Raw genomic sequence first — 18,796 nt, 5'->3', positions numbered from 1 at the left:
GCACCCCACCCGCTGCCCTTAACGGCGCTCCAAAGAACGCCTGTAAGATCAGAAAGCAGGTTCACCCCAATCCCAGTAGGCGGCCCTCGGCGGATGGGTACAAACAATCGAGGTACCGCATGGAAAACGAAGTTCGGGAACTGTTGGTCGAGCAACTCAAGGATGCCTACAGCGCCGAAAAGCAGGCGCTGCGCTGCATGCAACGAACGCTAAAGAAAGCCACTGCCCCTGCCCTGCGCGATGGCATCCAGATGCACATCGAGCAGACCCAGGTGCAGATCGAGCGTGTCGAGCAGGCCCTCGAAAGGCTGGAGGCCCGCCCGGGCCGCAAGGTCTGCGAGGCGATGCGCGGTCTTGTCGAAGAAGCGCAGCACGAGATCGAAGACCACGACAAGGGCCCGATCCTGGACCTGGTGATCGTCGCCGGCATGCAGCGGATCGAGCACTACGAGATCGCCGCTTACGGCACCGACATCGCGCTGGCCAGGGCGCTGGGCGAGCAGGAGGTCGTGCAGCTGCTGACCCAAACGCTCGAGGAGGAGAAGCAGACCGACCTCAAGCTGACCGAAGTGACCGAGCAGCACATCATGGCTGAAGCCATGGGCGGCGGCGAAGCGAGTGCCGAGCCTGAAGCCAAGTCGCGCGGCGCCAGTGCAAAGCGTCGTGCCTCTTAGGTCTTCAAGATAGGCTACCGGGGGAGGCCGCGTGCCTCTCCCGGCATATCAACAGGCGGTTGTTCGGCATCGCGGTCAGCCTGATCGTAAGCGGCGCTTACGGACCCTTGTCGTCCGCGGTTGACGGCGGCGGATTTTCTGATTTGGCCCAGCACCATGGCATCAGTTCATCGATGCGGCTGTTGGGCCAGCCGTTGACCAAGCGGGTGAGCAGGTCGGTGAAGTAGCGCTGCGGATCAACGCGGTTCAGCTTGCAGGTCTCCACCAGCGAGGCCACCGCGGCCCAGCGCGCCCCGCCATCATCGCCGGAGGCAAAGAGTGCGTTCTTCCGGCTGAGGCAGAGGGGCCTGATGGTGCGTTCCACGGTGTTGGTGTGTGTGCCTTGTGAAGGTGCACTGCTCTCCCTGGTGGAAATCCAGGCCGGCAAACTCTCGCTCCAGCCGGAAGCACTCGGGGCGGATCAGGAGGCGACGAATGGTCTGAAGCACTCCGAGAAAAGACCCCGAAGGGGGACAGCGGACCGTGCGGGCCGCAACGCGAGTAAACACCGAGCAGGCCTCGAAAGAGTCAATGTGGGAGCCGACCCGCCACACAAACGGGGAAGGCCGCCGTCGTCGGCGAAGCGAGCGAGATATGCAGCCGGCGATCCCACCGGGGTAGTGGTGGCAGCACGCACGGGACATGAGCAGTGCGCAACAAGGGAAGTCTGCGGACGTGGAGTGGAGCGGCATTTCCACTCCAACGGCGAACCCGTGAGGGCCAGCGCCTGTTCAGCGACAACCATCGTGACCGGCACCGTCAGGCAAGTTGGCCGGTGGCCCCAGGCGTAGGGCGGGCGTAGCCCGCCCGGAGGCTGGAGCCACCGGCATGACCGTCTCGATCCGGGATGGGGTGTGGGGTGCTGGCCGCTGCGGGCCGGCGCGAGGAGGGTCTCTGTTGCCAAACGGAGATCGCCTCGTGCCGGGCAAACCCGTCATCGACCAGCAAGTGAGAACCTATATGCAAGACCGACTGCGTCATAGCCAGCGTGCCGCCGCCGCCCGCGCGGGCTTCAGTGAGCGTACCGCCCGGCGGATCGAGGCCGATCCCCAGTTGCCGTCTCAGCGCCAGGCCGAGCGCGGCCGAACCGTGCCCGATCCACTTGCCGCGGTGTGGGAGCCGGTGCTGCTGCCGATCCTTGAGAACGACCCGGCGGTGCAGGCCGTCACCCTGCTGCGACACCTGCAGGTGACCGACCCGGATGGCTTTCCGGACGACCGGATCCGGCGGACCCTGGAGCGGCGGGTGCGCGACTGGCGCGCCCTGCATGGCCCGGAGCGGGACATCATCTTCCGCCAGGTGCCCGAGCCCGGCCGGATGGCGCTGTCGGACTTCACCGACGCCGGGGAACTCGCCGTCACCATCGCCGGCCAGCCCTTGGCCCACCGGCTCTACCATTTCGTCCTGGCCTACAGCAGCTGGGAGCATGTCGCCGTCGTGCTTGGCGGCGAGAGCTTCACCGCCCTGGCCGAGAACCTGCAGAACGCCCTCTGGGCCCTGGGCGGCGTCCCGCGCGAGCATCGCACCGACAGCCTCTCGGCCGCCTACCGAAACCTCGACCGCGTGGCCGCCGAGGACGTCACCCGCCGCTACGAGGCCTTCTGCACCCACTACGGCATGGCGGCCAGCCGCAACAACCCCGGCGAGGCGCACGAGAACGGCGCGGTCGAGGCCCACAACCGCCACCTCAAGGCCGCCCTCGACCAGGCCCTGATCCTGCGCGGCTCGCGCGACTTCGCCAGCCTCCCCGACTGGCGCCGCTTCATCGACCAGCTCGTCGCCCGGCGCAACCGCCGCCGCGAGACCGTGCTCCGGGTCGAAATGGCGGCTCTCAAGTCCCTGCCATCCCGCCGCACCACAGACTTCACCGAGCTGGTCGCCCGCGTCACCCGCACCGGCGGCTTCCTGGTGCACGGCATCTTCTACAGCGCCCCCTCGCGCCTGATCGGCCAGCGCCTGCGGGTGCATGTCTATGACGACCGTATCGAGGCCTGGCTCGGCAGCACCCAGGTGCTCAGCCATCCCCGCCTGCGGGCCCGCCAGGACGGGCGCCGGGCCCATTGCATCGACTACCGCCACGTCATCCATGCCCTGCGCCGCAAGCCGCAGGCGCTCGCCGCCTCGGTCTACCGCGACGGCCTCTTCCCCCGCAGCGAATACGCCGCCGCCTGGATCGCCTTGTCCGAGGCGCTGCCCCAACGCGAGGCCTGCTGGCGCATGGTCGACCTCCTCTGGCTCGCCCATGACGAGGTGTGCGAGGCCGCGCTCGCCGGCCTGATCACCGCCGAACTCGCCGCCGGGCACCTGCCGGATGCGGCCACCCTCAAGGGCCGCCTGGCGCCGCGGCAGCGCGACCTGCCCGCGGACGTGCCCGTCGCGCTCACCGCCCTGGCGACCTTCGACGCCCTGCTGGAGGCGCAGGCATGAGCGCCCGCGCCATCGACGTCCACGCCTTGCCCACCATGCTGACGGCACTGCGCCTGCCGAGCTTCCACCGCCACTGGCAGGCCCTCGCCGAGCGCGCCGACAAGGAGGGTTGGCCGGCTGCTCGGTTCCTTGCCGCCCTGGCCGAGATCGAACTCGCCGAGCGCGACACAAGGCGCATCCGGCGCCATCTCCTCGAAGCCAACCTGCCCGCCGGCAAGACCCTGGCCACCTTCGACGCCAAGGTCATCCCCAGCGTCCCGCGCGCCCGCATCGAGGCCCTTGCCGCCGGCGATTGGCTGGAGACCGGCGCCAATCTGATTGCCATCGGCAACTCGGGCGCCGGCAAGACCCACCTCCTCAGCGCCATCGCCCATGCCCTGGTCGAAGCTGGACGGCGCGTCCTCTACGCCCGCACCACCGATCTCGTGCAGAGGCTGCAAGCCGCCCGGCGCGATCTCGTCCTCGAGCAGGCCCTCGCCAGGCTTGACCGCTTCGACCTGATCATCCTCGACGACATCGCCTACGCCCAGAAGGACCAGTCGGAAACCAGCGTCATCTTCGAGCTCATCGCCCGCCGCTACGAAAACCGCAGCCTCGCCATCGCCGCCAACGTCCCATTCAGCGCCTGGGATCGCCTCTTCCCGGACAAGGCCATGGCCGTCGCCGCCATCGACCGCCTCGTCCACCACGCCACCATCCTCGAGATGAACGTCGACAGCTATCGACGCCGCACCGCAGCCAGCCGCCGGAACAAGTCCGAAACCCCGGCGACAACCTCCGCCGACATCCTCGATGCCCACCAGCACGAGGCTGACGCCGACAACCTCACCGACAGCAAGGAGGACATCACCACCTAAACCGCTAACCGTACCAGCCAGCACCGGCCATCTTGGTTGTCGGTCTCGGACAACATGGTTGACGCGCTACAAGCGCCGGCGACCGCAGATGGCGGATGGGTTCGTAGTACCGTCGAGGCCGGGTAACGCCGGCGGAGGGAAGGAGCCCTGACCCGAACCAGGCTCGTCACCCGCCTCGATACGCCGCCTTTCTTAGACCGCCGTCACCCAATTTCGGCCATAGCTCACCGCTGGTACGGTTGAGACGCTCCAGACCGCGCTGCAGGCGAAAGCTAAGGCTGAACCGGCCTGCCGCTTCTACAGCCTCTGGGACAAGGTCTGTCGCAAGGATGTCCTGCAGGAAGCCTACCGACGCTGCCGCGCCAATGCGGGGGCGCCGGGGGTGGACCGCGAGAGCTTTGACCGGATCGAAGCCAAGGGCGTGGAGCGGTGGCTGGAAGGGCTGCGGGAGGAGTTCACCTCGGGCCAGTACGCGCCCAAGCCCCTCCTGCGGGTGTGGATACCCAAGAGCAACGGAGGCCGGCGGCCTCTCGGCATTCCCACCATCCGCGACCGTGTGGCGCAGATGGCGGTGATGCTGGTCATCGGGCCCATCTTCGAGGCGGACCTGCTGCCACAGCAGTACGGGTTCCGCCCCGGGCTGGACGCCAAGATGGCTCTCCGCCGGGTCTACTGGCACGTGACGCAGCATGGGCGGCGGGAGGTGGTGGACGCGGACTTGCGCGACTACTTCACCTCGATCCCGCACTCGCCCCTGATGCGCTGTCTGTCCCGCCGCATCGCCGACGGACGCCTCCTCCACACCATCAAGGGCTGGCTCACAGCTCCCGTGGTGGAGATCGTCGACGGGCGCGCGGTGCAGACCACCGAGGCGCGCCGGACCAAACGGGGGACGCCGCAGGGCGGGGTGATCTCGCCCCTAGCGGCCAACCTGTACTTCCGGCGCTTCCTGCTGGCCTGGCATGGCCACGGCCATCGGGATCAACTCGATGCCCACGTCGTCAACTACGCCGACGACTTCGTCATCTGCTGCCGGCCGGGTAACGCCGAGGCGGCACTGACGAGGACGCAGGCGCTGATGGCGCGGCTCGGCCTGGAGGTGAACACGGCCAAGACCCGGGTCGCCCGGTTGCCCGAGGAAGGATTCGACTTCCTCGGTTATACGGTCGGCCGCTACTACGGCAAGGACGGGCGCCCCTACATCGGCACCCGACCCTCGCAGAAGGCAGTGCGGAGCCTGCTCGAGCGTATCCACGAGCGGACCTCGCGGCAGTGGTACCCGGATACCCCGGAGAGCACGGTGGCACGCATCAGCAGCATGCTTCGCGGCTGATGCGGCTACTTCGATCAGGGACCGGTTATGGACATCTATGACCGCATCCGGACCTACACTGACCGCAGGGTCCGGCGCTGGTTGATGCGCCGCACGGGACGACGAGGCACCGGGTTCCGCCAGATCCCGGACGAGTACCTCTACGGGACACTCGGCCTCTACCGCGTCCCGCAGCGCCGCGCCGACCTGCCGAGAGCGAAGGTCTGATGGATCGGGAGAAAGCCGGATGCGGGAAATCCGCACGTCCGGTTTGACGAGCGGGGACAGGAGACGGAGCCACGTCAGCCCGGACTGCGGGGGTGGGCGAAAGTGACACCATCAAACCCACCGGGAGACTACAGCCACCGCGCCTGTCCTCGACTCTACCGAGTTCGATCCGCCCGTCGCCGAGGAACCGCTCAAGGCCGTCGCGGTGGTTCAGCGCGTAGCGGATTGCCTTCGCGGTCGGGCTGCCGCCCGGCAGACGGGCGAGCTGCGCCGTGAACCAGGTGAACAGGTCCCCGACCAGCGGCCGGCTCTTCGCCTGGCGGACGGCACGGCGGATCTCCGCTGGCTGGCCGCGGACCTCCGCCTCGATGGCATAAAGCGCGGCGATGCGCTGCAGGGCCTCGGTGGCGATCGGCATCTTGCCCTTCGCCAACTCGATGAACTCCCGCCTCGCATGGCTCCAGCAGAACGCCAGGGCGATGGCGCCGTTGGCCGCGGCCAGGGCCTTGTAGGCGGCGTAGCCGTCGCACTGCAGGATGCCCGTATAGCCGGCCAGCAGCGCCTTCGGATGCCTGGCACCCCGGCCCGGTGCATAGTGGAACACCACCGCCGGCGGGTCCGCCCCACCCCAGGGGCGGTCGTCGCGCGCGATCGCCCAGGCGAAGCCCTTCTTGGTCTGGCCGCGGCCGGGGTCGAGCACCGGCATCGTGGTCTCATCCGCGAACAGCCGCGGCGAGGCCAGCAGGATCTCGTGCAGGCGGCGCACCACCGGCACCACCTCCATAGCCGCGGTGCCGGTCCAGTCGGCGAGGATCTCGCGGCCGATCTCGATCCCCTGCCGGGCCAGGATCTGCGCCTGGCGATAGAGCGGCAGGTGGTCGGCATAGCGCGACACCAGGACATGCGCGACCGTCGCCTCGGTCGGCATCCCGCCCTCGATCAGGCGGGCCGGCGCGGGGGCCTGCAGGACCACACCGGGGCAGGCTCGGCAGGCCAGCTTCGGGCGCTTGGTCACGATGACCCGGAACTGGGCTGGGATCACGTCGAGCCGCTCGGCGGCATCGACCCCGATCTCGACCAGCGGGCCCTGGCAGCAGGGGCAGGCCGCCACCTCCGGCGCCAGAACGACCTCGACCCGGGGCAGGTGCGCCGGCAGGCGGCCGCGACCGGTCCGGCGGCGCCTTGCCTGCTGGCCCCGCAGCGCCGGGGATTGCCTGGCCCCCTCGGCGGCGTTCTCGGCCAGCGTCGCCTCGATCTCCTCGAAGGCGAACAGCAACTGCTCCGCGGGTAGTTGCTCCGACTTCCGCCCGAACTGCCGGCGCTTCAGCTTCAGCAGTAGGTGCTGCAACTGCTCGTTGCGGGAGGCCAGGGCATCCCGCTCGGCAGCCAGCGTGTCGCATTTCACCAAGGTCTCGAGCAACAGCGCGCGCAGGGCCGCAGCATCCTCCGGCAGTGTCGGCGTGTCGTCACCCGTGGCGCGCATCGTGCCGCCGAGTCTATGCAGGAACGCTCGGCGTGGGAATCTCCGATGTCGCCTGCACCCGCCGCCAGTCGATCCCGTCGAACAGCGCCGCGAACTCCACCGGCTTCAGCCGCAGCACACCATCCACCACCGGAGGCCAGCGGAAGCTGTTGCCCTCCAATCGCTTCCAGATCAGGACCAGGCCACTGCCATCCCAGATCAGGACCTTGATCCGGTCCGCTCGCTTGGAACGGAACACCACCACCACACCCGAGAACGGGTTCTCGCCCAGCACCTCGGCCGCGAGCGCTGCCAAGCCATGGGCCCCCTTGCGGAAATCCACCGGCTTGCTCGCCAGCAGGATCCGGGCACCGGCAGGCAGCGCAATCATGCCGCCGACGCCCGTATCGCCCGCAACACCGCCGTCAGCAGGTCCACGTCGGTCCCTGGCGCGACACGCAGCACCGCACCGGCCAACTTGACCTCGATCGGTGCCGCGGGACGCGCCAGGATCGCGGCAGCCGCAGTCTCCGGCGGCTCCGGCACGATCGGCACGAAGGCCAGTTCCGTCGGCGCGGCAGTCGCCGCCAGCGCCTTACGGGCTTGGCGGCGCCAGTCAAACACCTGCTGTGGCGAAACCTGCCAGCGACGCGCCACCTCGGTCACCACCGCGCCAGGCTCGGCGCTTTCCGCAACAATCCGCGCCTTGTCGTCGTCCGACCATTTCCGTCGCCGCCCAGGCCCCGTCAGAACCTCGATCCGGCGATACCCCACGCCCTTCGCGTCGTCGTTAGCGCTATCCATAACGTCAGCTCAAAGCCCCTCGCTCCAAGCCGACCCCACCACATCCAAGGGCCGCGCCGGAAGATGGGCCTCTTCGCCGCGTTTACGCCTGATCTGCTGCCGCGCTGAATCAGCACCCCAGCGGAGCCTTCTGGAAAGGTGCTGATGACCCACGCGGCCTAAGGCACAGATGCGCCGAGCAGGGCTTGTTCACCACTCGAGCTTACAGGCCGCCGGTTCGCGCCGGCGGCCCTTTTCTATTCTGGAACCTGGAACGCGCTCCCTGCGCCGGGCCTCCTGGTGCTACGCCGCGATCCAGATCCAACCGGGATCTACGCTACCCGCCGCCGGGCGGCGCCGACGACGAGCAGGTTGCGCATGCCGGAGCGGGCACCGATGATCGCCGCTATGGCGCCGAGCAGCAGGGCGGCGAACACCCAGAAGGCTGCCGCCGCAGTGCCACTGGCTGCCGCATCGGCGGCCCGCCTGGCACGCTCTTCAGCTTCTTGGGCCAACCGCTGCGCCTCAGCCTCGTAGGACCGGACGCGCTGCGCCGCCTCCTGCTCTGGGATGCCTGCCTCCGCCGCGACGAGCGCGTTCAGCCGTTGCCGCTCAGCGTCGGAGAGGGAGCCATTAGTCACCCGGCGGCCGATCAGGCCGGTGATCTCCGCCGCCCGCTGTTCCGTGCTCATGCGGGCTGGATCCGATGGACCGGTAAGAGCAAGCCGAGCCCGGTCTATCAGCGCCTGCGGGTTGGCCTGGTCGGCAACCGCCGACACCGCCGAACCGGCGCCGCGTGCCGCGCCGCCCACGACGTTCGAAACCGCGCCGAAGGCCGTGGAGGCGGTACCGGCGACAACATTGCCGAGCAGCGCCGCCGAAATCAGAAACGCGGTGGCCCAGACGCCTAGGCCGTGCAGGGTTGCGTCAGTGCCGTCGGAGGTCCCGGAGAGCCGGGCGGCCGCGTAGCCGCCCGCGGCAAGGCCAACGAGATTGGACACCAGCAGCCAAATGCCGGCACCAATGCCGAAGCTGCTGGCCGAGGGTGTGTCGCGGCTCACCGCCTCGACTGCCGTTGCCCCGACGGCAAGGCCGAGGATATTGAGCATGGCGCCGACCGCTACCGCGACGAGGGCGCCGGCGATGATGGCACCCCAGGACACGCGCGGCGGTAGCGCGGGGGCGCCTTCGGGCGCGGCCACCGCCGCTGCGCCTGGGATCGTCGCTGCACCTGCAGCGTAAGGGTCGATGGGGGGACGAGCCTGCATGGCGGGTATCCTTCGGGAATGGGGCGCGGCTCGCCGCGCGACGTTGATGGCAGACTGCGGCAAGGAAAGGACAAGACCTGAACCGGGCCGTCGCACGCGGAATGCGCTTCGACCGGGTTGAGACGCAATCCTGCTTGGCGTCCGGCGCTACTTTCGGTGGCGTTACGCAGGGTGCCTTTGGCCCCGCCGACGGTGTTCTGCACCTTGCCCGCGGCCTTCTCGGCTGTGCCTTCGGCCTGGGTCTTGGTGTCGCCGGTGACCTTGCCGATGGTCTCCTTGATCGAGCCCTTCACCTGTTTCGCGGTGCCCGCGATTCGATCCTTGCCCACGACACTCCTTCTGCTGCCCTGCCGCGTTCCACAAACCGGCAGCGGCTATTGATCAGGCGCCGGTCGTGGATAGGCGCCGCGCAAACCCGCCAGGTTGCAAAGGGTTCCACAGAGGTGTCCGGGTTTGGCGCTCATTGCAAAGAACAGTGCGCCTGCCTCCCTGTCGCTAATGCCAGAAGATCAGATCAACGTGCCGAACCAAACGCGTGCTCTTCGGATCAGGCGTGGACGCAGGGCGATCACCGCCTCGCCTTGCCTCTCTGGATTTCACGCTCGATTGCGCTGCGCTCGCTCGATCCGATCTGGCGCATGATCTCCCGCACGATGGCGGGCGACACACGATGCCGCTTTGCGAGATAGGCGGCCTCCTCCTCGGCCTTGATGGCGGTGGTCGGATCGGCGCTCTCGGCCTCTGCCTTGCTCTGTGCCACGGATCCCTCCGTTATTAGGCGCCACGCAAAGTGAGGCCGGGTGCGAAGACCCTCCCCAATCTACCGCCTCGACACCGACGCTAACCGTGCGTGCGGCTCGCTCACCCAAGACTGCCCTTAGCCGAGCGGTGCAGTCGGCCCGCGGCGGATCTGGCTCTCCCGCACCACACGCTCGTGGCCGTCGCCGACGTTCCTCACCCGGTACTCGCGGTCACTCGAGTCGTTCGGGAGCTGGCGAACGACCGTGTAGGTCCCACGCTGGGCGGTGCCGTCGAACCTGGCGGGTACGAACTCGATGCTTTGCCCGACTGTGAAGCTGTGAAGCGGCATGGCCGTTCCTCGCGGGGCGGGTTCGGCGATGGCGCCAATGCAGGGCGATCGGGCGGCCCGCGCGCCGTTTCGCTCAGGATCCCACGGCGGCAGCGTCGGTCTGCACGCCGCCAGTTTGGGATTTCAGTCAACGCTGCCGGTGCTTGTACGACCCGGGGTCGGACGCGCATGGCGCAGGAGGCAGGTGAGACGGGCCTCTGCTCGACCGCAGGGGCCCGTCCCATCCTGACTGCCTTCGGTCCTAGGCTTCTGCAGCAACAGAGCGAAGCTGCTGCCCACCGCGCTTCCGGCTGGGCTGCTGGATCTCCACCTCATCGCGGCGAAGGGTCGCCTGCACCGTCTCGACCTGCTGGGTGCGCTCAGTCCGCACCACGATCTCCTCCCGCAGCCGCAGGCGCTTCTCGACCACCGGAACCTCGGCCGTCTCGATCACCTCGACCGTCATCTCGGTCAGAATCTCGCCGGTCACCTTGTCATTTGCCGGCCGGCGGCGCTCCACCACAACCTTCTCGCTCTGCAGGGTGACCTGCTCTTCGGCCTGGGTCTCCACGACATAGCGGCGGATCCGTGCCGTGCCGCGGTTCTCCGTGCGCTTGCTGACCTCAAGCACCTCCTCGCCGAGCGGGATCACCTCCTCCATGCCGGAAGGTCCCCTGGCGGCGACAGAGCTGCCAGCCTGCTGCATGCTCTGCAGCGCGCCCACCCAGGGCCACAGGAACATGTCCGTCAGTGCTGATGCCGATGCCGGGGCCCGTGCCGGAGCACGCCGGCCAGTATTGCTGGTCGCTTCGGCAGCCCCTGCCGCCAGGCGAGTGGCCTGCCGCGCCGTCTCGGTGGCGGCCTGCATCGGCGCCAGCGCCGCGTCGGCGACCTGCCGCGCTGCCTCACGGGTGCGGCGTTCAGCGGCCTGGCTCTGCTCGACCCGCAGCTCGGCCTGACGGGCCAGGAACTCGGCCTCTTCACGCTCCTGCCGGGCTTTGGCCCGCCGCTCCTCCGCCTCGTCCTGCTTGGCCTGCTCGGCTTCAGCAAGGCCCGCCTCCATCTTCTCGGCGACGTTCTGCACCTGCTCCTCGCTCAGCGCCCGCTGCACCGCCGGCAGAAGCTCCCGCTTGTCGTCGCGTGCATGCTGCCGAAAGGTCTTCTGCAGATCCTTCAGCCGCTCGGGGAAGCTCTCGTCGTTCTTCGGCAGGGCCTCAAGCTCGGCGAGCTTCGCCCGCAGCTCCTTGTTATCCCGGATCGCGTCGGCAACGAGCTCCTTGGTCTCGGCATTCCGCCGGAGCACCGGGAAGAGGTGCTGCTCTTCGAGACTGGCGTGGAGCTCGAGCTCGGCCTTCAACTCGGCAAACAGCTTCTCCCGGGTTTTCACCGCGCCATCCGAAGTTTCGGACAGCTTGGCAAACAGCTCGATGGCTTTGGCGGGACCAGTTTGCATCAGGGTTCGGAGGTTCATCGTGAATTCCTTGGCTGCCACGAAGCAAGCTCCGTGGCGATTTGAAGTGATTTCGGCATGAAAATGGGGAGCTGGCGCCAACACCCGGCAGCTCACGTGGAGCTTGGGAAATCCGGTTTTGGGAAAGGCGTTTTGCCGTGCTGCAACATGCAAGCGCATGAGCAAGTGGGAAGTTGCACTGCAGCAAATGGAATGACCGCTCCGCTGAACTGCGGAGATAACCAACGACCGCGCCATAAGAGGCTTATGGCTGCGGCGGTCTTGCCGCTCCGGGAGGTCCCTGGCGCGGCCTCGCTACGCCCGCGCTACAAGCACGGGCGCCTTTCGTGCGGTGCACCGCACGGAGGTGTTGCATCCCATCCGTTCGTCGAAGGCGAAGGGTGACACCACCCCTCGCCGTCTCCAGTCAGGCTGCCCGCGCGAACTTCGTCTGCGCGAGCGCCACCGTCGTGCGCTGTGTCAGCGGAGCATAGACCTGCTCGGTCACTTTCAGAGCCGCCTGCTGCAGCTTCGTGCCCTCGCCGAGAGCCAACTCGACTGAGGCGCGGGCGAGGTTCGCCTGGACCGCCATGGCGTCCTGCAGGCTCTTCGCACCGGCAAACGCCTTGGCACCCGCAACGGCATGCTGCGTCAGGCCCTGCACCGCCGCGAGGTACTGGCGGCTGAAATCCTGCATGCCCGTCAGGTAGGCCTGCGTGGACTGCGTCACCGCCTCGAGGTTGCCGCGGCCGAACCCGGCCGCGCCGTTGGTGGCCTTGGAGAACGCCTCAGCCGCTGGCTTCCAGCCGTTCTCCATCAGGCCGCGGACCTGAGCCGTGCTCTCGGCAGCAACCTGCTGGACTGCGGCGATGCCATCCGCTGCCATCCTGGAGGCCGTCGCCGTCCGATCCATCGTGTTCTGAACCGCCATAGTCGTGATCCTTCGCCAAGAGGCTGGTTCGACGACCTCATTGGCGCCGGATTGCTGCGCTGCAGCATTTGGTAGACCTAGGCCCTCCAACAAGCAAAAGCAAGGGAATTTGTGCGGCGCAGCAATTGTCCCGCTTAGTCGCTCCGGCTTGTGCCAGGCGCTCGCGGTGCAGCCCGCCAGAACGCCCGTTCGTTGACGTAGCCGCGTGGAGGCCGGCGGGCAGAAGTCGCCGAGTGCTAAGCCGCTGACCCAACCGGTCAGCTGGGCTGGCGGTCCTGCCCCCGCCCAGCTCCCCACCTCAGACGGTTCGCTATCCTGACTTCGGCATCTGCCCGTGCCAGCCGACAGGCCGGATGTTGGGATAGATTGCGAGGAACCCGCACTTCTGGTGGCGGATCCGCGACGAGATTGCAGAGTGTCTCCGCCTCCTGAACATCGGACTGCCCGGCGTGACCGCAGCGCGAAGGCGATCTGCTCGTTCGCGCACCGCTTCCGCTTCATGGCACTCTCCTCCAAGGGTCAGGGTGCCCGAAAAACCTGCGCTCCGCCCGGACCAGTTCGGCGGGTCAGGACACCTGGTCGGCTTCCGCGAAGGTCACCATGCGGCCTGCGGCCTCATCCCACAGCACGTGGCGCGACGCGGCGAGAGCGTCCCGCAGGGTGATGACCTGGGCGCCAGCGAAGGCCGGGTGCGCGTCGTGGCAGTCCTCCAGCCTGTAGTTGGGGATGCGCGGCGCGAGGTGGTGCACGTGGTGGAAGCCGAGCCGGGCGGTGAACCACCGCAGGATCGGCGGCAATCGCAGGAAGGAGCTGCCCTCTAGCGACGCCGCCACCGCGTCCCATTCCGCGTGCCAGGTCCAGCGCGCGCCTTCGAAGCGGTGCTGCACCGAGAACAGCCCGACCCCGGCGACGCTCGCCGGGACCATTACGGCGAGCAGCACCGACGCCACCGGCCCGAAGCCGAGCAGCACGCATAGGCCACCATAGCAGGCAGCCAGCGCGAGGTTCGTCAGGTGTACGCCGCGCCGTTCCCGGTGCCAGGCCGCCGGCGCGTCGAAGGGGACGCGGTAGAGCACCAGGAAGATCAGCGGCGGCAGGAGCAGCTGGGCCACGAGCGGATGCCGCGCCGCGCGGAAGCCCCGCTGGCGCCAGCGGCCCATGGCCCGGTACTCGGCCACCGTGGCGCAGGTGGAGTAGATGTCGGCGCCGCGGTCGCGGCAGTCGAGGTCGTTCCAGGCTGCGTGGTGCCCCGCGTGCTGCCGCCGCCAGTGCCCATAGGGCGTCAGGGTGAACAGCGAGCAGAGCCGGCCCACCGCGTCGTTCGCGCGCCGCGACCGGAACAGCGAACCGTGCCCACAGTCGTGCTGCAGTGCGAAGACCCGCACCACGAGGCCCGCGGCCGGTAGCGCGAGCGCCAGGACCGGCCACCAGCCCAGGACGAGGCCGGCGTGCATCGCCGCGAGCAGGCCCAGCAGCGGCGGGAAGGTGGTGGCGATCTGCGATAGGGCGGTGCGCGGGATCGCCTCCTGGAAGCGGAGCGCGACCGCCCTGAGTTCGTGCCTCTCCAACCTGGCGTGCTCCGCAAGAGGGGCTGTCGGCGGCGGCGCCGCGGCCCCGGGCATCACCCTCTGCTCTCGGGCCAGGTGACGAAGAGGCCGACATCGCCGAGTACGCCACCAGGAAAGTCGAGGACCCGGGCGCCAAGGCCGAAGCCGCCCGGCTGCAAGGCGTCACGCCAGAAGACGAGGAACAGCTGCGCACCGGCTGGCAGCGTGTCCTGCCAGCCCGGGAGGCGGTTGTTGATCCGGCGTCCGCCGTCGGTGCAGAAGTCGGAGGGGAAGGACACCAGCATCACCTCCCGCTGGCCGCCCGCAAAGGCGGCTTCGACCTTCGAGAGCATGCCCCGGCGGTCGGCGTCGGTCAGGCCGCGGGCATCGAAGCGGCCGCGGTCGCCGGTCCGGCGCTCGCGCTCTTGCCGCGCGGCATCCACCGCGGCGGCCTCGCTGCGCCGCTCCCGCTCGTCCCGGGCCGCGTACAGCTCATCGAGGGAGAGGGAGAAGAGGGGCTGGGAGCCCCCGGCCGCGGGCCGGGTCGGACGTCCACCGCCCCGAGCACCATCGGCATCGCTCGAACGCTCGGCACCCATCGGGTCTACCCTCCTCCGCGGACGATGGCCAGCTCGGCGGCAACACCAACGCGCAGGCCAGCATCGTCAGGCCAAAGCGGTGCACGGCGTGCCGCTAGCCCTTCTTGGCAGGCGGCGACGCAGCCTGCGCCCGCGCCGCAAAGGGGGAGGCAGCCGTGACAGGCTTCGCCTTCGGCCACCCGGGCTTCTTCGCTTCCCGGTTGCTGCGCTTCTGAGCCTTGGCCATGGATCCCATCCGTGGTTGATGCGTCCGGCAATGCTTGCTCCGGTCGGCAGCCCGGGGCCGGCGGCACGCTCGCTGCTCAGCGGGGAAGTCTTGCCATGCCGCCCCCGCGCCGCATCCAGCGCAATGCACCACGAGCCGAGCCTACCGCGGCCAGCATGGCGCAACACATCAGGGCGACGCCGAACATTCCGCCGCGGCTGGGCGAGCGCTCCGGCATGCGATGGCCCATCCTCAGGTCGCGATCGGCGGCCCATCGAACCGGATCATGGGCCTTCGCCCGGTGCTCCGGCATCCCCTCGTTCTCGCTCCGCTCCTCGGCTTCGCGGTCGGCGATCTGATCAGTCGGGTTCGGCTTCATCGGAATGCACTTCCACGATCGTTCGGCTGGGCCCATCGCGGCTCGGCGCAGGCCCGCGGCGGCAGTCGGTCCGGGTGGCGCGAGCACCTGTCCGCTTGAGATCGTGATCCACGCCTGGGATTCACAGGATGCACGGAAGCACCATCCCGTGCTCTCCGGCGACCCCCGCGACTGCCGGGCCAAGGAAGGAACGGCAAGCGACAACGTTGAGGAGACGCCCATGTCACCGCGAGCCGTTGCCGCCGCTCTCGGCCCGGACCGGGCACGGAGTCCCAGGTCGGGCTCATCGCACAGCCTCCGCCGCGCCGCCCTGGTGCTCGCCGCCCTCATGGTCCTGGCCTTCACGCGCACCGCGGCCTCCGCCGGCGTTCCGGATGGCGTCTGGCTCATCGACGGGAAGGCGGCCGTGCAGATCTTCGAGTGCAGCGGCCTGCTGTGCGGCCGGATCCTATGGCTGCGAGTTCCGCGCGATGCGCAGGGGCGGTTGAACCTCGACAGGAACAACCCCGATCCGGCGCTGCGGCCGCGCCGGCTGTGCGGCCTGACCATCCTCTGGGGGCTGCGCCCCACCGTTCCCGACCGCTTATGTGGACGGCCGGAGCACGGCAACGAATTTCGCTGCGGCCCGATGCACCATCGGCTTGACCCGGCCTAGAGCGGCGACGACGGAAAGGCTGCGCGAGGCTCAGTGCGCGTGACACATTGCCGGCATTGAAACCCCGATCCGCGTTGGTGGAAGGTCCGGTCAGCTGCGCCCTTATGTCCGGCCTGTCGCGCGGCGTTCGCCGCTGGCCATCATGGGTGTGCGCGTGCGTGTCAGGCGCCAATCTGGTTCGCGTGCTCGTGGCACGACACCGTCAACGGCTTCGCCTGAGCTGTCTGGACCACAGCCTTCCCCATCACGCCTCTCGGCGCTTGCCGCCGGATGGTGCGGGCTCGTGCCCGCCGCCTACCGCGCGGGTCGGGATGTCACGCCGTGGCCGTCGAAGCGGCCGCGCTACGTCCCTCCGCCCGGTAAACCTCGTCGCGCGTCATCAGCGCCCAGGCGATGCGCGCCATCTTGTTCGCCAGCGCCACCGTCACCAGCCGGACGGGACGCCGCGCCAGCAGCCCTCGGGTCCATGCCCCGGCGGCGCTGTTCCACGCCACGGCGCGGTAGACCATTGAGGTGGCGCCGAGCACCAGCAGGGTCCGGATCTGCCGGTCGCCGGCCTTGGTGATCCGGCCGAGGCGGGTCTTGCCGCCGGTCGAGTGCTGCCGCGGCACCAGCCCGAGCCAGGCGGCGAAGTGCCGCGCGCTCCGGAACGCCCCGATGTTGCCGCCGATCGTGGCCGCGATCAGTGAAGCGGTGATCGGCCCGATGCCGGGGACCGTGGCCAGGCGCCGTGCCGTGTCACTCCGCCGCGCATGCGCGACGATCTTCGCCTCCAGCGCCTCGATCCGTTCGGCGGTCGCGCGGCACTGCTCGAGCAGCCCGGCAAACGCCCCGCGCGCCTGCTCCGGGAAGGTCCCATCCGCCGCCACCAGCGCCACGAGTTCTTCGAGCCTGCCCATACCCTGCGGCGCGACCAAGCCGAACTCGGTCGCCAGGCCACGGAGGGCATTGGCCAGCATCGTCTGCTGCTTGACGAGCAGGGCGCGCGCCGAATGCAGGGCGAGGACACCCTGCTGCTCTACGCTCTTCGCCGGCACGAACCTCACATCGGGCCGGGACGCGGCAGCGCAGATCGCCGCCGCGTCTGCGGCGTCGTTCTTCCTGCCGCGCTTGACGAACGGCCGGACCGTCTCTGGGGCGATCAGCTTCACCTCGTGCCCGAGGCCGCCCAGCACGCGGGCCCAGTGGTGCGCCGCTCCGCACGCCTCCATGATCACGGTGCAGCGCGGCAGCCCTTCAAAGAACGGGATCAGCTCGTCGCGGCGCAGCTTGCGCCTCAGCTGCACCTCGCCGATCGCGTCTGCGGCGTGGACTTGGAAGACGGACTTGGCGATGTCGAGGCCAATCATGGTAGTGCTCATCGCGAACGGCTCCCTCGCTGCGGGTTTAGACGACCGCACCTTGGCACATCGATGCCATTGGGGGCCGTCCACCCCATCTGGTCCAGCCAGGCGGCCCGCATGTCGAGTGGGCTGCGATGGCCGTTCTTTTCGATCAGCCACTCGGCGTTGTAGCGGACGGCGAAGGCGCGGACGGCGTCACGGACCTCGTCGATGGTCTGGAAGATGCGGCCGTGCACGATCTGCTCTTTCAGCGTGCGGAACAGGCGCTCGATGACGCCGTTCGTCTCCGGTTCTGCGACGAAGGCGTAGCTCGGTGCCATGCCCCAGAACCTGATCTGCTTCTGGAAGTGGTCGGCCATGAAGTTGCTGCCGTGGTCGTGGCGCAGTGCGACGCCTCGGGCGGCGTCGGCGGAGAGGTGGCCAAACTGCTGGCGGATGGCCATGCCGAGGGCCTGTGTGGCTTCGAAGCGGGTGCCCGACTTCGTCACGTGCCAGCCGAGGAGCTCGGCGTTCCAGTGCTCGGCGACGCCGAACAGCCAGACCTTGCCGTCCTGGACGGTGGTGATCTGGGTCGCGTCGGTGGCCCACATGAGGTTCGGCGCCTTAGTGATGATGTGGCGGTCGTGCGCTGTCTCGTTCCGCTGGCGGGCGCGGTGCGGCGACAGCAGGGCATGCTCGCGCATCAGGCGCAGGACGCGCTTGGCAGAGACGCGGATGGCGTCGCGCACGCGCAGGCGGGCCCAAACCTTGCGGTGGCCTTCGCCGGTCCAGGGGGGAGCAGGCGAGATCTTGCCAGATGGCGGCGAGCAGCGCCTCGTCGGAGATCGCGGGCTTTGGCCCGCGACGCACCGGCGGGCGCGGCAAGGTGCTGGCCGGCGCCGGCTGGCGGGCGGCGTAGAAGCTGGAGCGCGGCACGCCCCAGGCCTGGCAGACGCGCTGGACGCCGTAGCGCTGGCCGCTGGCGGGAGAAGTCGCCTGGGCCATCAGCGCGACCTCCGGCGGCCCAAAGGGCCGGGGCGCTCAAGCCTGGCGCGCAGCAGCTCGACCTCCATGCTGAGTTCGCCGATGCGCTGCATGGCGGCGCCGAGCTGGCCGTCGGCGGGATCGGCTTCATGCTCCTTGAGAGCGCCGTCGAGCGCGGCCTCGGCCTTCTGGCGCCACTGCTCCAGCTTGAACATCGGCAGGCCGAGCTCGCGGGAGAGCAACTCGGCCGGCTCGCCGCGCAGCAGCCGCAGCACCACCTCGCGCTTGCGCGCCACGCTCCAGCGCTGACCGGGCGCCAGCGGGCCGGGCTTTGTCTCGCTTGGCACCGATGGGGCAGCGTGGCCCGTGGACAGCGTGGACGGGCTGCGCCCGCCCTCGCTGACCACCGGCCCATCAACCACATCAGGACGATCGATCTCGTTCATGTTCAGCTTCATCATTCCGGTCTCTCCCTGGACAAATGGGTGTCCAGGGAAACCGGGTGCAGCTCAGCCACTCGCCCGGGCATGGCGGGCACTGCTGTTCCGGCGAGGGCGGCCATGACTGGCGAGGGCTGGCATCCCGGTTCCATTGCTACCGGAACC

Annotated in this window: 20 protein-coding genes and 2 pseudogenes; 6 read left to right on the top strand and 16 right to left on the bottom strand. The window is 69.0% G+C overall.

Going from position 1 to position 18,796, the window contains the following annotated elements; genetic code table 11:
- Positions 1-119 precede the first annotated feature (119 nt).
- Positions 120-674: a ferritin-like domain-containing protein gene (locus KSF81_RS26960; protein ID WP_217381968.1), complete on the top strand. Its 555-nt coding sequence runs from the start codon at positions 120-122 to the stop codon at positions 672-674.
- A 97-nt stretch (positions 675-771) separates the two neighbouring features.
- Here KSF81_RS26960 and KSF81_RS26955 read toward each other — a convergent pair.
- Positions 772-1,044 (bottom strand): annotated as a pseudogene (locus KSF81_RS26955) (transposase domain-containing protein); the annotation flags it as partial.
- A gap of 587 nt (positions 1,045-1,631) precedes the next feature.
- Here KSF81_RS26955 and istA point away from each other — a divergent pair.
- The 4 genes from istA (at position 1,632) to KSF81_RS32560 (ending at position 5,537) form a co-directional block, all read left to right on the top strand.
- Positions 1,632-3,140 (top strand): IS21 family transposase, encoded by a 1,509-nt coding sequence (gene istA / locus KSF81_RS26950; RefSeq protein WP_217381967.1) that lies wholly within the window; start codon positions 1,632-1,634, stop codon positions 3,138-3,140.
- On the top strand, positions 3,137-3,997 hold the full coding sequence (gene istB, locus KSF81_RS26945) for an IS21-like element helper ATPase IstB (RefSeq protein WP_217381966.1): 861 nt from the start codon (positions 3,137-3,139) through the stop codon (positions 3,995-3,997). Before istA ends, istB begins: the two co-directional genes overlap by 4 nt.
- Positions 3,998-4,256: 259 nt before the next feature.
- Positions 4,257-5,330: a group II intron reverse transcriptase/maturase gene (gene ltrA / locus KSF81_RS26940; RefSeq protein WP_217382123.1), complete on the top strand. Its 1,074-nt coding sequence runs from the start codon at positions 4,257-4,259 to the stop codon at positions 5,328-5,330.
- Between the two features lie 27 nt (positions 5,331-5,357).
- Entirely contained in the window at positions 5,358-5,537 is a 180-nt protein-coding gene (locus KSF81_RS32560) for a hypothetical protein (RefSeq protein WP_375293385.1), read from the top strand.
- A 160-nt stretch (positions 5,538-5,697) separates the two neighbouring features.
- Here KSF81_RS32560 and tnpC read toward each other — a convergent pair.
- From tnpC to KSF81_RS26880, 12 genes and pseudogenes are all read right to left on the bottom strand, one after another.
- Positions 5,698-7,020, bottom strand: a pseudogene (gene tnpC, locus KSF81_RS26935) (IS66 family transposase); the annotation flags it as partial.
- A 13-nt stretch (positions 7,021-7,033) separates the two neighbouring features.
- Positions 7,034-7,390 carry an IS66 family insertion sequence element accessory protein TnpB gene (gene tnpB / locus KSF81_RS26930; RefSeq protein ID WP_217381965.1) on the bottom strand — a complete coding sequence of 119 codons (357 nt, stop codon included), beginning with the start codon at positions 7,388-7,390 and terminating at the stop codon, positions 7,034-7,036.
- The gene (tnpA, locus tag KSF81_RS26925; protein ID WP_217381964.1) at positions 7,387-7,803 is read right to left on the bottom strand and encodes an IS66-like element accessory protein TnpA; all 417 of its coding nucleotides are present in this window, start codon (positions 7,801-7,803) and stop codon (positions 7,387-7,389) included. The genes tnpB and tnpA overlap by 4 nt, the downstream gene beginning before the upstream one ends.
- 311 nt (positions 7,804-8,114) lie before the next feature.
- Complete coding sequence (locus tag KSF81_RS26920; RefSeq protein ID WP_309139780.1) at positions 8,115-8,891, bottom strand: hypothetical protein; 777 nt, start codon at positions 8,889-8,891, stop codon at positions 8,115-8,117.
- Between the two features lie 11 nt (positions 8,892-8,902).
- On the bottom strand, positions 8,903-9,379 hold the full coding sequence (locus KSF81_RS31710) for a CsbD family protein (protein WP_217381963.1): 477 nt from the start codon (positions 9,377-9,379) through the stop codon (positions 8,903-8,905).
- A gap of 239 nt (positions 9,380-9,618) precedes the next feature.
- Complete coding sequence (locus KSF81_RS26910; RefSeq protein WP_217381962.1) at positions 9,619-9,810, bottom strand: hypothetical protein; 192 nt, start codon at positions 9,808-9,810, stop codon at positions 9,619-9,621.
- A gap of 117 nt (positions 9,811-9,927) precedes the next feature.
- On the bottom strand, positions 9,928-10,140 hold the full coding sequence (locus KSF81_RS26905) for a hypothetical protein (RefSeq protein ID WP_217381961.1): 213 nt from the start codon (positions 10,138-10,140) through the stop codon (positions 9,928-9,930).
- A gap of 241 nt (positions 10,141-10,381) precedes the next feature.
- A complete protein-coding gene (locus KSF81_RS26900) occupies positions 10,382-11,611 on the bottom strand; it encodes a DUF2382 domain-containing protein (RefSeq protein ID WP_217381960.1) in 1,230 nt (409 codons plus the stop codon).
- 385 nt (positions 11,612-11,996) lie between these two features.
- Positions 11,997-12,500, bottom strand: a complete 504-nt coding sequence (locus tag KSF81_RS26895; RefSeq protein WP_217381959.1) for a phasin family protein — start codon at positions 12,498-12,500, stop codon at positions 11,997-11,999.
- A 566-nt stretch (positions 12,501-13,066) separates the two neighbouring features.
- Positions 13,067-14,068, bottom strand: a complete 1,002-nt coding sequence (locus tag KSF81_RS26890; RefSeq protein WP_217381958.1) for a fatty acid desaturase — start codon at positions 14,066-14,068, stop codon at positions 13,067-13,069.
- Between the two features lie 53 nt (positions 14,069-14,121).
- The gene (locus KSF81_RS26885) at positions 14,122-14,646 is read right to left on the bottom strand and encodes a hypothetical protein (protein WP_217381957.1); all 525 of its coding nucleotides are present in this window, start codon (positions 14,644-14,646) and stop codon (positions 14,122-14,124) included.
- Positions 14,647-14,948: 302 nt separating this feature from the next.
- Positions 14,949-15,266, bottom strand: coding sequence for a hypothetical protein (locus tag KSF81_RS26880; protein ID WP_217381956.1), 318 nt, complete (start codon positions 15,264-15,266; stop codon positions 14,949-14,951).
- A gap of 184 nt (positions 15,267-15,450) precedes the next feature.
- On the opposite strand from KSF81_RS26880, the gene KSF81_RS26875 reads away from it, so the two are divergent.
- Positions 15,451-15,885, top strand: a complete 435-nt coding sequence (locus KSF81_RS26875; RefSeq protein ID WP_217381955.1) for a DUF2147 domain-containing protein — start codon at positions 15,451-15,453, stop codon at positions 15,883-15,885.
- Between the two features lie 314 nt (positions 15,886-16,199).
- On the opposite strand, the gene KSF81_RS26870 is transcribed toward KSF81_RS26875, so the two are convergent.
- The 3 genes from KSF81_RS26870 to KSF81_RS26860 form a co-directional block, all read right to left on the bottom strand.
- Positions 16,200-17,246 (bottom strand): IS110 family transposase, encoded by a 1,047-nt coding sequence (locus KSF81_RS26870; protein WP_217382121.1) that lies wholly within the window; start codon positions 17,244-17,246, stop codon positions 16,200-16,202.
- Positions 17,243-18,016 (bottom strand): DDE-type integrase/transposase/recombinase, encoded by a 774-nt coding sequence (locus tag KSF81_RS31705; protein WP_309139779.1) that lies wholly within the window; start codon positions 18,014-18,016, stop codon positions 17,243-17,245. The genes KSF81_RS26870 and KSF81_RS31705 overlap by 4 nt, the downstream gene beginning before the upstream one ends.
- 195 nt (positions 18,017-18,211) lie before the next feature.
- On the bottom strand, positions 18,212-18,652 hold the full coding sequence (locus tag KSF81_RS26860; protein ID WP_217381953.1) for a hypothetical protein: 441 nt from the start codon (positions 18,650-18,652) through the stop codon (positions 18,212-18,214).
- Positions 18,653-18,796: the final 144 nt, after the last annotated feature.

Source organism: Siccirubricoccus sp. G192 (assembly GCF_019084075.1).
Taxonomy (GTDB): Bacteria; Pseudomonadota; Alphaproteobacteria; order Acetobacterales; family Acetobacteraceae; genus G192.
The sequence above is the reverse complement of the archived record's forward strand: the minus strand, read 5'-3'. Positions and strand labels throughout refer to the sequence as shown.